Genomic DNA, 14,179 nt, shown 5'->3' on the forward strand with positions numbered 1-14,179 from the left:
TTTCAGAAAAAAATATAAAAATGCTTTCCTTACTGGAAAGCATTTTTTTTATGCGCCGCTCAAAAGTTGCTTTTTTGATAAAATAATCTTAGATTTAGTTGATTTAATATTATAAGCATGACGAGCACAACCCCAAAAAAAGGCGACTTACTAATTGCAGAACCAGCCATCATTGGAGACGTTTCCTTTAACCGCTCCATTGTTTTATTAGCAGACCACAGTGAAGAAGGCTCTATTGGGTTTATTCTTAACAAACCGTTAGAGTACACCATTAAGGATCTAATCCCTGAAGTAGAGGCTGCATTTAAAGTATATAATGGTGGTCCCGTGGAACAGGACAACCTTTATTTTATTCATAAAGTTCCCAATTTGATACCTAATAGCATTGAAATTTCACTTGGAATCTTTTGGGGAGGAGATTTTAAAAAAGCAGCTGAATTAATTACCGACAATACCATAAGCGAAAACGACATACGTTTCTTTTTAGGGTATTCTGGATGGGATGCTAACCAATTAGAGAATGAACTCAAAGCAAACTCCTGGGTAGTTTCTGAAAATATCTACAAGAAAAAAATTATTGAAAAAGATTATGCCTCTTTCTGGAAAGAGAAAATGCTAGAGCTTGGTGGCGAGTACAGCATATGGTCTAATGCGCCAGAAAACCCTAATTATAACTAAACCAATCGCACTGCTACATTAAGTTTATCTAACAACATTTTTGCTACATCATTAGCAAAATGCTTTTTGCGGTATTTGGTAATGGGCTGTATTCCAGTTATCACATTTGTAATAAACAATTCATCTGCTTTTTGAAGCTCGAAAGGAGAAATTGATGTCTCTTGTAACTCAAAACCATCCAACTGTTTTGCAAACTTTAGTAGTTGTGTTCGCATAACACCTTTTAAACAACCATCGGATAAGGGAGGCGTTTTAATATTATGCCCTTTCACTAAAAACAAATTACCATTTAAAGCCTCAACTACACTTTTATTTGTATTAAGTAGTAAACAGTTGTCTAAATCATTTTCATTAGCGAAAATACTACCCACTACGTTTAAGGCTTTGTTGTTTGTTTTTAATGTAGACAACAATGTAGGTGCCATATAATAGTCTTTAAATAAATCTACCTCATAATCTGCCGTATTAAGTGTATACACATCAATATCCAAAGCTCTGGTACTGATAGTATAACCTACCGAATGCTGTTCTGGCAAATACAATCCGCCTTCTGCCCTATACACAATTAACTTTACTCGGGCATTACCACTCTTTAACCCATTTGCTTCTAGAATCTCTTGAATTTGGGCATTGAGAAACTCCATGGTAAAATCCATAGGTATATCCATACGCATTACCCGCATAGATGCCATTAACCTAAAGTAATGGTCCTCCCAGAATAATACTTTACCATTAGATATTTTTATAGTTTCGAAAACCACATCTCCATAGGCAAACCCCCTATTTTGTATGGAGATACAAGTAGTATCCTCTAGAATCTTACCGTTAAAATTTATCATAAAAAAAGTCCGCTACTTTTATAGATTTAAGTGCGGACAAATATAAGATTAAATAGTGTGGTTTATGCAGAACCCAACACTTGTTTTAAATCTGAAATTTGATTTTCCCAAAGCATTTTTGCCTCTTCTACCTCATCATCCTCAGCAAAATCTGTTACCATTAGGGATACATCTTTTGTAATTTCATCTACTTGAATTCTAATTTCAAAATAACACGAAGCCCCATCCTCCTCATCAGCTAACCATCTAAATTTTACACGCTCTCCACTTTTTTTACTTAGTAACTTCGCTTGCTCTTCACTATCATCCCAAATAAAAGTGAATAATTCTCCACGGGAATTTACATTATCAGAAAACCATTCAGATAAGCCTGATGGCGTAGAAATGTATTGATACAACAACTGTGGTGAGGCGTGTATAGGAAATTCTATCTCAAACTTAATTTTATCGTCCATAAAAGCTATTAAAATATTGTGTGCTCAATATATACATTAATTAATGAGTTTTGCAATTATTTTCAATAATATTTTGCACAAGTTATGTTTGCGAACGTAAATATTGTTTTTATATTTGCAACCTTAAAAAACGGCGAGGTAGCTCAGTTGGTTAGAGCGTCGGATTCATAACCCGGAGGTCACGAGTTCAAATCTCGTTCTCGCTACTAGAAAAGATAAGGGTTTCAAGAAATTGAAATCCTTTTTTATTTTACGATGTACAACATATGTACAACAAAAAGGCCTTAAGTAGATTTAAAAATACTACTCTTTTAAATATTTCTTATTAGTTCTAATTCCTATATCTTTATGAGCCATATACTTCTTCGATATTTGGAACATAATTAACATGAACTGGAACAATATAAGGCCAATAAATGGCTCAATAAATGAAGGCTTTGAAGAGTTTGTCTGTCAGTTAGCCCGAAAAGAAAAAATTCAAAATCAAAAAAAATTTATTAGAAAAGGAAAACCTGATGCGGGTGTCGAGTGTTTTTGGGTCTTTGAAGATAAAACTGAAATCGCATGGCAAGCTAAATTTTTTACGCAAAGTTTCTCTAGTTCGCAATGGTCACAAATTGATGAGTCAGTAAAAACTGCTCTTAATAAACATCCTAACCTTGTAAAATTCATTATCGCCATCCCTCTTGACCCTCCTGATGCTAGGAATGAAGGTACACAATCGTTACTGGAAAAATGGCAAGAGAGAGTTCTTAAATGGCAAGAATGGGCTTCTGAAAAATCAATGAATGTCGAGTTTAAACCTTGGTGGGCATCAGACATGATTAGTCTTATACAAAAACCAGAAAATGAAGGATTACTATATTTTTGGTTTAACAAAGAAGAATTTACAACACCTTGGTTTGTGAATCAAAACAACTATGCAATTGAGGATTTAGGTAAGCGATATACACCTCAACTGAATGTAGAACTTGATATTTCAACAATATTTGATGGTCTCTCTAGAAACACTTTGTTTAAGAAGCGGTTGGAAAATCTCGTCGATAATTTCCTAATCCAAGGTAAAAAGGTTTTAACGGATAAGCATAATGAAATAAGAAAAGATAGCGAAGCATTAAATAGCTTACTAGAACGAGTACATTCTTTGGCTAATGCTATTAGAGTAATGGGAGTAGATGAAATCCCAATAAACTCAATTGAAAAAATATTAGAACCTATTTATTCATTGGCTAACAGAATACAAGATTTTTATTTCTCAGAAGAAAGCAAAATATCTAATGGCGACCGATACTACAAAAAGTTCGGTGGTGAAATTCATCATACAAGAAAATTTTTGAACCAAGCTTATAGCCTAGAAGATTATATTGGAAGCATTGAAGTTAAACTTTCTAGCCTCCCAAGTTTAATCTTGACAGGTAAAGCTGGAATGGGTAAATCTCATTTATTTGCTGATGTTGTAAATAAGCGAAACACCAACAATCAGCTAAGTTTATTTATTCTTGGTCAACAACTCGTAACAGAAGAAGACCCTTGGGTTCAAATTCTAAAAAAACTCCAGATAAGCTGTAATACTGATACATTTTTAGGTGCACTTAATGCTAAAGCAGAAAGCTCTGGACATCGCTTAATCATATTTGTTGATGCCCTTAATGAAGGGAAAGGAAAATATTTTTGGGAAGACAATATTAAATCTTTCATTTCTAGAATATTAAAATATGAATGGCTTGGAGTAGCTTTATCAATACGTACATCATACGAAGACTTGATAGTCCCAATTGATAAAATTGATGAAAGCTTAGCATCGAGATACACGCACTATGGTTTTTACAATATCGAATACGAAGCATCCAAGATTTTCTTTAGTAATTACGGCATAGAGCTTCCAAGCGTACCAATGCTTCATCCTGAGTTTCAACAACCTTTATTTCTTTTGCTTTTTTGTGAAGGTCTGTCTAAAGCTGGATTAACTCGCATTCCGAAGGGGTTTCAAGGAATTACAAAAATTTTAAAGTTTTATTTGGATACAGCAAATAAAAATCTTTCTCATCCCAGAAAGCTTGAATATCCAAGTACAATTAATTTGGTAGAAAAAGTAATTGATGCCTTTGCTGAAATTGAGTTATCGCGCAACATTAATTATATTACTTATGAAGAAGCTTTTGTTGTAGCTGATAAAATCTTGGCCAGTTATTCAAACAAACGTGGATTTTTAGATGATTTAATTTCAGAAGGTGTTTTTTCTAAAAACCTTTTTTGGAATAGTAAGGACGATAAATACGAAGAGGGCATTTATTTTTCCTATGAAAGATTTGAAGACCATTTAAAGGCTAAATTCCTTTTAACCAATATTGAAGATATCGACTCTGCCCTTAGTAAAGAGGGTACACTTTTTAAATATATTGAAAATGGAGATGCTTGTTTGAAAAACAAAGGGTTGTTAGAGGCCTTTTCTATTCAAATACCTGAAACGTATAGTAAAGAACTTCATGACTTTCTTGGACACATAGAAGATTGGGCAGACTATCATACTGCCGAAATTTTTCTTGATAGCCTTCTATGGAGAAAAACAGAAACTATTACTTCAGATTTAACCGAACATTTGAATGTATTATCTGAAAAAAACTATGAGTTAAGTGAGAAAGTATTAGAAACTTTAATAGCGGTTGCTACAATTCCTAATCATTATTTTAATGCCAATTTCTTACACAATCATTTATTAAAGTTCAATCTTCCTGATAGGGATGAATGGTGGATTCCATTTTTAAAAGACCAACTTCATAATCAAGGAAGTGTAACTAGATTGGTAGAATGGGGCTGGAATATGAAAGACAAAAGTCATATTTCAGATGAATCCACCCTTTTAGCTTGTACAATGCTTTCATGGTATTTAGCGAGTTCTGACCGCAAATTAAGAGATTATAGTACCAAATCGCTTATATGTTTATTATCTGAAAGACTGCATCTTGTCCAAGCTCTGTTGCAAAAATTTACTGATATAGATGACCCTTATATATATGAAAGATTGTTTGCCGTTGCCTATGGTAGCTCACTTCGTGCTTCCAATACAGAGTCACTAAAAAGCTTGTCCCTGTATATATACGAAACAATTTTTAACAAAGAGGGAGAAATATACCCCCATGTTTTACTAAGGGATTATGCAAGAGGTGTTATTGAATACGCCGTGCATTTGAGCATCGATTTAGGGATTGATATAACGAAGTGTCGCCCACCATATCAAAGTGATTTCCCTGAAACAATTCCATCCGATGAAGAAATTGACAAATATGATTTTGACTATAAATCTGAAGATTTTAAAGATTATTTCTGGGGTCAAAATATGATTTTGTCATCAATGGGAACTGAAGGCGGAAAGCGTTCTTATGGAGATTTTGGACGATATGTTTTTCAAAGCGCATTCCACGATTGGGAGCTTGACGCAAATAAATTAAGTAATATAGCTGTCAAATGGATATTTGAAAAATATGGATACGATGTTGAAAAACATGCCTCTTTCGATAGGCGTATCGGTCATGGAAGAGGCAGAGATTCTGCCCCTAACGAGAGAATAGGAAAAAAATATCAATGGATATCATTTTATGAAATGTTAGCTCGTGTTTCTGACAATTTCCCGAAATACGAAGGGTACTGGAAAAATAAAAAGGAAGTTGACTTCAATGGACCATGGCAACCATACGTAAGAGATATCGACCCTACTTTATTAATTTCAAAAAAATCTGATTATGATGAAGACGAACAACTCCTAACTAACTGGTGGGATAAGACGCACTCTTTAGAAAATGAAACACCTCATGACAAGTGGCTTGGAGATTCTTCCGATGTACCAAATCCAAAGAGAATTATTAATGTTATTGATGATGAAAAGAATGAATGGCTTGTTTTAGAGGGGTATCCGGAATGGGCTAGTGAAAAAATGTTAGGAGAAGAAAAGTGGGATATACCACATAAACGAATGTGGTGGCATATCAAAAGTTGTATCGTAAGAGAAAAAGACTATGAAACTCTAATATCGAAATTAGAGGATAAAAGATTTTTTGGAAGTTGGATGCCCGAAAGCTCTAACCGATATGAAATTTTTAATAGAGAATATTATTGGTCTTCTGCTTATCAAGATTTTCAAATCCCATACTATGGAGGTGGGCTATGGGAAGAAATTCATCATGATGATTTAGGCTATATTGGAGAGGTTTCTGTAACTGCCGAAAGTTATTCATGGGAAAAGGGAACAGATGCATCTAAAGAGGAAACGATAAATTTCTTAAAGCCAAATAAAATTATCTTCGATGGATTAAAGCTAAAACATGCATTTAAAGCAGGGCAGTTTGTTGATGATGATAATAATCTTATCTGTTTTGACCCATCCGTATACAACCCTAGCCGTAAGTACTTACTCATCAAAAAAGAACCTTTTTTAAAGTTCCTTGATGACAATGACTTTAAGATTTTTTGGGTAGTCCTAGGTGAAAAACAAGTTATAGGTGGTCACATGTCAGGAAGAGAGTTTAATGCTTCACATTGGTTAGAAATTAATGGACTCTATAAAATTGAAAACAAAAACTTAAAAGGCCATCTAAGAACTGAGAAAAAACAATAATTCCCAACGAAACATTATAAAAAGAGAAAAAGAGATCGCTTTGACTTTTGAGGGTCAGCGACCTCTTTTTTTGTGTGTTAAACTATCAATTGCTAAGCTTAATATTCTTTTCTTGAACTTCAAGTAGATTATCATTTACTGGCGTTTTACATACAAGGGAATTATCATTGGCTAATTCCTTTTGAAGCTGATTGATCAATACATGTGTTTCAAACTCTTTTGCTATAATTGCCAATTTACTTTTCAAGGCATCAAGTGAATAGTGTTATACCAATAATAAAAGGCTTCAAGGTTATGTTTCTTTAACTTATTCAATGCAGAAAAATTATGATTAGAAATAACCCAAGATTTCATATCAATTGCTTTATCAAACCTTTCTATATTGATAGCATCAGTATCGAGTTTTTTTGATAAATATGCTGCTTTTGCTACGGCAATTTGTGCTTGTGGTTCTCTAAATTTATCTCCATAAATAAAGCTATTTAACCTACTAACTCCAGATTGCATAACTGTGTAGGTTTCTTTGTCTAACTTACCATAAACACAAAAATTGTGAGAGGTCTTAATGATATCATCAAAAATAATTTTGAAATTGTCATTTTCAAACCCTCTATATATTAACTCTCGTTTAGCTACTTTAATGAAATTTTGCTTTACCGTGTTTAAAGTAGGTACTCTGTCAAAAATACCAGCAATATCATATACTTGTTTCATCACTTCCATAGGTTTAGTTAAAGGCACTCCTGTAGTATTTGGACCAAAGGCTGTTAACTTGTCGCCAAGTATTGCTTCTAACGTTGGTGTTACAACTTTAATGGGAGAGTTATCTTCGGCTAACAAAAAATGAGAAACCTTAGTTTGTTGAATGTTAGCATATGGATTGGTTTCGTAAACTACATCCAATAAGATATAGTTCAGACTACCTTTCATTTTTACTAATGGTTCATAGAATAATTTGAAATGACGTTTTTCAATCTCAGAAACCGCTTTCCTTTCATGCGGCTCCCATTTTATAAAATCGGACTTATTTATGATGTTATCTAAAATAGCCTCTAAATTCTGATCTTTGTTTTCAATTAAAATATCTATATCAATTGAGAATCTTCTGGGTTCTTTTATCATTAACATCAATGCAGTACCACCTTTGAAAATGAATTCTAAATTTTCAACTCTTAAAAGCTCTAATAGAATCAATGCCCGAATTACTTTTTCGATAATTATGGGATCTCCTTTAAATTCTTTTGCTTTTGAAGATATCCATTCACTGGACAAGCTATTTGGAGATATCATCTATACAACGTTTTTTATGAATTGTTTTATAAAATCTCTTTTCCCTCTTCGGTTGGCATAACGTAATAACTTGTCTTCTTGAACAGAATGAAACTGATATATGTTATCGATAATACTTTCCAAATCACGACCTTGATATTCTGGAAAGGTTTTCTCATCAAGGATTAAATCAACAAGTATCTTTTCTATAGTTGGAATTCGTAGATTATTTATTTTTTGAAGTGGTGCATCTGTAATCAAATTCTTTATAATGATTTGATCTTTATTTTCATCAGTATATTTATCGAGTATATCCCTAGTTGGGTTAATAAAAATATTTTTTCTAATATCAGACAGAAAATAAAAAACACTCTCTTCTGCTCCTTTTTCCACTTCTATGATAATTTTATTAATTCCTGGTACGTGAAGCATCCATTGTGACACCCATTCTGTTGACCAAATGGAAATATCTAAGTAAGGGTATTCTTTTTTTAGTATTGCGTATAAATCTTTTATTGCTTTATTTATTAGAGGAGCAAAACGCTTATGCCTTCCAAGTCTGTATTTTCCTCTTCCTATTCTTTGTATGATTCCTTTTTCAAGAAGTTTATATATTCTCCAATTGACTGTATTTTTTTTAACCAAAGAATCTTTATCTTGATAAAAATCGAAAATATTTTTTACCGTTATTGTATCAACATTCTGAAACTTAGCTTTAAAGGGCTCTATGTGTAATTTTTTATCTGCGATAATTTGTACGTTTTAGACAAAGATATAAAAAACTATAATTCGTCACTAAACTTTATTTACTGCCGAATTATAGTTTCATTTTATATAGCAACAAAACACATAAACCACTTATGTTTTGCCAAATTCATAACCCGGAGGTCACGAGTTCAAATCTCGTTCTCGCTACATAAATAACAAAACTAGAATATTAAAAGTCTAAGTGTTTTTTCTAACACCATAAAAATACATGGAATGTTTATCAATTTCAATATCGAAAACTTCTTCAATAGTTTTTTTTATTTCTTGCAAACGCGGATCACAAAACTCTAAAACCTCTCCTGTATCTGTCAAAATAATATGATCATGTTGCCTGTTAAAATAAGACTTTTCATATTTAGCCATATTATCCCCAAACTGATGTTTTCTTACGAGTTTTATTTCCAATAAAAGCTCTATAGTGTTATATAACGTTGCCCTACTAACTCTATAATTTCTAGCTATCATTTTATCATATAGTTCATCAACGCCAAAATGACCTTCACGACTATAAACTTCCTCTAAAATTGCAAAACGTTCTTGTGTTCTTCTCAATTTCTTTTTTATTAAAAAGTCTTCAAATACCTTTTTTACGATTGCAAAGTTTTTGTTTGAGTCCATATTTTTATTTTTAAGAATTAGGTTTACCTACAAAATTTTGATTATTTAACATCATATCAATTCCCAATTCCAATAGAGAACCTTCAATCAAGTTTTGAAGTAAAACTAAGTTTTCATAATCCATAACAAGACTTATTTGAGGTATAGGAGTTTCAAGGAATGTTAATTCATCTACATCACTTTTACTAGTATTTTTAATTAACCTATTTAGTGATTTATTAATAAAATCACTAAACATCAATATTTCTGCTTCAGTAAGATGAAACACGGTTTTACCAAAAACAAAATTTATTTTTTTAAAGTGCTCTAGTGGACAGCGCTTCCATTTAAAAGCAATTCCATAATCATTCTTATAAAGCATATTGATATCATCCATAAACTTTAGTTTAAAAAGAAAACATAATCTACATCTGGTACTGATAATGCAGTAAATGGCTTTTTTGTTTCCTGTAATACTAAATCCTTTAATGCCGAAAATTCTTGCCTATTAAATACCAGGGTTAGATTTTTTTGTAATGTTTGAATAGGTATTTTCCGTTTTACGGGTGTTCTATCGTACACAGCTTGCCAATATTCCACCTCAAGTTCACTAACAAAACTTTGAAATACCTTAAGTTCTTTTTTAGTAAATTCTATACTTATATTATTGAACAGTAAATTATATAATTGGCAACTTTCACAATAAGCAAGTTGTCCGTTACAATTTTTAGCTATTACTTTATGACACATAGTAGTTTTGGTTTTTTAGTAGCAATCGGTTAATATTTGGTTATGCTTTTCAAAAGAAGATATAGGCAAGTTAAAACGTGTTTCCGTGAGATTGTTTAAGGTTGCAAGTACATCATTTTTCATTTCTAAAGAGCCACAAATCATAAGTGTACCACCATTTTTAAGGACACGACATACCAAATCCGCTTTTTCTACTAAAGAATTTTGAACATATCTTCTTTGACTTTCTTCTTTTGAAAAACTCACAAAAAGCCCCGAAAGATTTTGCTTGTAAAATGCAGAATCAATTAAATTGCTATATAACTTAAAAGATGTTTTGGTTCTGCCTCCCCAAAACAAATAAGTCTTTGTTTTATTTGGCTTTTCAGCATTAATCATTCCTAAAAATGGTCCAATACCAGTACCGTTGGCTATCATAATAACTTCTTTGGCATCATTCGGAAAATGAAAACTTGGGTTTTGTTTTATTGTGGCTGTAATCATATCATTTTGTTTTAGCTGACTTAATGTTGAAGAACAAACACCTTTGTCATGTTTTTTTATACTTAACGTGAGATTCTTATTAATTTCTCCAATGGAATACAAACGCGCTTTCGTATCATTTTCAGGAATAATAGAAAGCAAATCGCCTGATTGGATGTTGAGTTTTTGCTTAGGTTTTAACGTTAAAATGAAAGTGTTATCTAAATTTATAGAGGTACGCTCTATAACCTGAAACTTTTGAAATTTCCGCTTTTCCTTTGAAGGTTTTAATCTTAAATCTACCTTAGTGAGATTGCTCCACTGTGACACCCAACTATCAAATTCTGTTTGCGATTGCTCGTTGATTTTTACCAATGGTAACAAAGGCTTAAATTGACTTAGTTTATGAAGCAATGCATCTGTTTTAATGGCAAAATTGCAATAGTCTGGATACAGCTTTGAACCAAAACCTACTACCGAAAATTGAATAGCATTTAAGGGTTTTACCGTATTGATAATGGTTTCAAAATTTCTAGCATTATTTGGTGCATCGCCTTTACCGTATGTAGAAGTAAACACTACTAATTGCTTAGCGTTTTTATAAGTTGAGTACTCATTTAATGAAGAGAGAAATACTTTTTTTCCTGCTTTAACTAAAGCTTTACAAAAGTCTTTTGCAAATACAAATGTATTTCCAGTTTCTGAACCTACTAAAAGAATAATTTCTGATTCATCTTTATCAAAAGTTCCTAGTGTTATTCTTGATTTTTTGATACGTTTTAAACTCATGGACAAACCAGAATATATAAAGAAGAGGATGCTCAAACTAGCCATCAATAGTACTGTAGACCATAAAAAACTCCCCGCTCCCGTATGCAATTTTAAACTTAGTATAGAGGCCATTTGTACGAAGGGATACCGCACTTCACTAACAATTTCTCCAGTATATTGATGCAGTAGTACTTCCTTATTACTTAAGGCTATTTCAAAATAATCTTCTGCATCTTCAGAAAAAGGAAAAGTTAATTTTCTAAGTTGATCTAATGTCGTGTTTTTAAGTAGTGGAATTTCTAAAACATCATTATACTTTGAGTTATTAGAAGGTTCAAAATCGTAATTGTGTGAGATAGTAGTTTTGGGTAGTAACGAAAATTTTTCAGCAGAAAGGTACACTCCTGTTAGCGCAATGATACATATGGGCACTAAAAACCAACGTCCAAAAACTACATGATAACGCTTGTTAATATCGGTTTCCTTTACTTTAGAAAAAAACTTTAGTATTCCGCCCTGCCTTTTTAAGACAAGCACTACTCCAGTAATGGCGATTAAGCATAAAAGCAATGATACTAACCCCACAAAAAATCGACCGATACTTTTTAAAAACAACGACCTATGAAAGTTAGTCATCCAGTTAAAAAAAGCAGATGATTTTTCAATGTCTGCTAGTTTTTTGCCAGAAATTGGGTTGATATAAATTGTTTCACTTTTACCTGCTTTAGTAATTACAGAAGCTTTTACAGCATTAGCATTTGTAATTTCAAACTCAAATACGTCTTTATACTCATTTTTTAAAGCCTGAACAGTTTGCCCTAAAGTAATGTGCGCTAAATTTGAAGTTACTTGTGGTTGCACCACATCAGACATTGATTTTAAAGCTAAAATTCCACCAGAAATAGAAGCCACAACCAAAAACAGGGCAGTTGATGCTGCCAGTAAAAAATGACTATATCTCCATATAGATAATGTCATAAACTTCTGTTTATTGAGGTATTAAACGTATATATCTTATAAACCCTTTACCTTCAACCTTACTTGTTAAGCTCTCTGAAGTTAACTCAAATTGAACATCATCTGTATAGTACTCCTGATCTTCAACAGCGGTTTCAAAACGAATATTGTAGCCTTTATCTAATATATCGGTATCAATATCTAAAACACTTATGGTACGCTCTCCTCCTGCAACGGTTTCGCCAGAAATGGCATCAATATCTGGCCTACGTTTTCCATAAAATTTCCACCACTCAGTTATATCACTATACCACTCTTTATCTGTTCCTTGAACGTATAAGGTTTTCTCGTAAGCTCCTTCTGGATTTAATAGTGAAACCACAACATAAGCTCCCTCGCCAGAATAATTTGTTAACTGTATCATGCACTTCACTTTGGTTGTTTCCGTAGCATTAGTAAACGCTAAAAGCGTAAACAGTAAAATGGTTATAAGAGGTATGTATTTTAATAAACGTATCATCATAATTCTAAAAGAGTTAAACTGAATTTGTTGTTTTGTAATACTTCATTTTCCTTAGCCAAATCCAAAGGTGTTTCCTCAAAATCGGTTTGTATCCTTTTATCTGCACCTTTACTTAAAAGAAATTGTAAGACGGCATTATCCTTTGATTTCATTGCTGAAATATGAAGTGGCGTATAACCATATTTATTCTTTTGATTGATGGGCACATTTAACCCTTCAAGTAGTTTTAAAAGATTAAGGCTATTTTGCTTTACTGCTAAATGCCAAAGGTTATCTTGGTTTGCCTGTTGTGTTGAAAAATCTAACCCTTTAGCTTTTAACAATTCCAGCTTTTTCCTAAAATTGTCTTTAGATTTTTCACTATATGAAGATATAAGGTAGTATACTAAAGAGTTACCCTTAGCATCGGTTATTGTTATATCTGCGCCTTGTTCTATTAAAAAAGCAACAACATCTTCAGAATTACTTTCTACTGCACGCATTAAAGGTGTTATCCCTTTTTTATTTTGGATATTTATATTTTTAACGTGTTCTGAAAGAAATAAAACAGACTCTAAAATATTGCTGTAAGATGCATTGATAAAAGCTGTATTGCCATTCACATCTTTTTGATTCACATCAACTCCTTTTTCAATAAAATACTTGAAAATATCAAGGTCCTTATTTTTATAGGCTAACTCGTGTAAAGGCGTAAAACCCTCATCTGTAATTATATTTGGTTGTAGTCCCAAGTTTTCTAGGTATTTATAAGTTTCTAATGTGTTTTTATGATGCCTCGTGCCTTTTGCTGCAAACATAAAGGCGTTACCTCCTACTGTGTTTAGCGACTTGTACGCAACTCCCCTTTTTATAAGTAGATTTAGTAAATCTATATTTCCTTTTTTAGCAGCATAGTTAAATATGCCATTACCGTTGTTGTCTTCACTATGTAAATTAATACCTTTTGAGACAAAATAATCTATCAAAACATCATCTTTTAAAGCTGGAGCAACTAGTAAAAGTGCATTGGCGCCATCATTGTTTTTTTCTGAAAGTACATTAGCGCCATGCGTTATACAAAAATCATATAATTGAGTATTGCGTTGTCCTGTAACTGCTGCAAAGTTTAATACCGAATAGCCATGACTATCAATAATATCCATTTTTGCACCTTTATCAACAAGGTACTGCATCATTTCTATGTTATCTTTATATGCAGCCCAAAACACATAGGTTCTACCATCGTGGGTTTTCTTATTCACACCATTACCATCTATAGTTAAAAGGTATTTAATAATGTTGTTATCTACCTTTTCAATAAGTCCCCAAGATATGGCATCAAATGCATGTTCGTTGAGTTCAGTAGGATCGTTCCCATCTTTAATAGCTTCCTGTACTTGCGCTAATGAAGGTTTGTTTTTCCAATAAGTTCTATCTAAAAAAACATTAGTTTGAGCACTAACTTGGATTGAAATTAGAACAATAATGATATTTAATAATTTATAACTTGAAACCATAT

Annotated in this window: 12 protein-coding genes and 1 tRNA gene; 3 read left to right on the forward strand and 10 right to left on the reverse strand. The window is 32.4% G+C overall.

The annotated features are described in order from the left end of the window. The first annotated feature begins 117 nt into the window (after nt 1-117). Nucleotides 118-678, forward strand: coding sequence for a YqgE/AlgH family protein (locus JS605_RS07450; RefSeq protein WP_203257068.1), 561 nt, complete (start codon nt 118-120; stop codon nt 676-678). On the opposite strand, the gene JS605_RS07455 is transcribed toward JS605_RS07450, so the two are convergent. Both JS605_RS07455 and JS605_RS07460 read right to left on the reverse strand, forming a co-directional pair. Next, nucleotides 675-1,517, reverse strand: coding sequence for an aminotransferase class IV (locus tag JS605_RS07455; protein ID WP_203257069.1), 843 nt, complete (start codon nt 1,515-1,517; stop codon nt 675-677). The genes JS605_RS07450 and JS605_RS07455 overlap by 4 nt on opposite strands. Nucleotides 1,518-1,579: 62 nt before the next feature. Then, a complete protein-coding gene (locus JS605_RS07460) occupies nt 1,580-1,972 on the reverse strand; it encodes an START-like domain-containing protein (protein ID WP_203257070.1) in 393 nt (130 codons plus the stop codon). A 132-nt stretch (nt 1,973-2,104) separates the two neighbouring features. Between JS605_RS07460 and JS605_RS07465 the strand changes: the two genes are divergently transcribed. Both JS605_RS07465 and JS605_RS07470 read left to right on the forward strand, forming a co-directional pair. Continuing rightward, nucleotides 2,105-2,178: transfer RNA gene (locus JS605_RS07465), tRNA-Met, on the forward strand. Nucleotides 2,179-2,360: 182 nt separating this feature from the next. Further along, entirely contained in the window at nt 2,361-6,584 is a 4,224-nt protein-coding gene (locus JS605_RS07470) for an ATP-binding protein (protein ID WP_203257071.1), read from the forward strand. A 243-nt stretch (nt 6,585-6,827) separates the two neighbouring features. On the opposite strand, the gene JS605_RS07475 is transcribed toward JS605_RS07470, so the two are convergent. The 8 genes from JS605_RS07475 to JS605_RS07510 all read right to left on the reverse strand — a co-directional run bounded on the left by JS605_RS07475 (nt 6,828) and on the right by JS605_RS07510 (nt 14,177). Next, entirely contained in the window at nt 6,828-7,874 is a 1,047-nt protein-coding gene (locus JS605_RS07475) for a nucleotidyl transferase AbiEii/AbiGii toxin family protein (protein WP_203257072.1), read from the reverse strand. Continuing rightward, nucleotides 7,875-8,498: a DUF6577 family protein gene (locus tag JS605_RS07480; protein ID WP_203257073.1), complete on the reverse strand. Its 624-nt coding sequence runs from the start codon at nt 8,496-8,498 to the stop codon at nt 7,875-7,877. Nucleotides 8,499-8,798: 300 nt separating this feature from the next. After that, nucleotides 8,799-9,239: a Fur family transcriptional regulator gene (locus tag JS605_RS07485; RefSeq protein ID WP_203257074.1), complete on the reverse strand. Its 441-nt coding sequence runs from the start codon at nt 9,237-9,239 to the stop codon at nt 8,799-8,801. Between the two features lie 10 nt (nt 9,240-9,249). Beyond that, a complete protein-coding gene (locus JS605_RS07490) occupies nt 9,250-9,615 on the reverse strand; it encodes a hypothetical protein (RefSeq protein ID WP_203257075.1) in 366 nt (121 codons plus the stop codon). 5 nt (nt 9,616-9,620) lie between these two features. Then, a complete protein-coding gene (locus JS605_RS07495) occupies nt 9,621-9,968 on the reverse strand; it encodes a DUF6686 family protein (protein ID WP_203257076.1) in 348 nt (115 codons plus the stop codon). Between the two features lie 15 nt (nt 9,969-9,983). Beyond that, nucleotides 9,984-12,179, reverse strand: coding sequence for a PepSY domain-containing protein (locus JS605_RS07500; protein ID WP_203257077.1), 2,196 nt, complete (start codon nt 12,177-12,179; stop codon nt 9,984-9,986). A 10-nt stretch (nt 12,180-12,189) separates the two neighbouring features. After that, nucleotides 12,190-12,678, reverse strand: a complete 489-nt coding sequence (locus JS605_RS07505) for a DUF2271 domain-containing protein (RefSeq protein WP_203257392.1) — start codon at nt 12,676-12,678, stop codon at nt 12,190-12,192. Next, a complete protein-coding gene (locus JS605_RS07510; RefSeq protein ID WP_203257078.1) occupies nt 12,678-14,177 on the reverse strand; it encodes an ankyrin repeat domain-containing protein in 1,500 nt (499 codons plus the stop codon). Before JS605_RS07510 ends, JS605_RS07505 begins: the two co-directional genes overlap by 1 nt. Between the last annotated feature and the right edge of the window lie 2 nt (nt 14,178-14,179).

It is taken from the genome of Hyunsoonleella ulvae (assembly GCF_016827605.1).
In the GTDB taxonomy this organism is placed as follows: domain Bacteria; phylum Bacteroidota; class Bacteroidia; order Flavobacteriales; family Flavobacteriaceae; genus Jejuia; species Jejuia ulvae.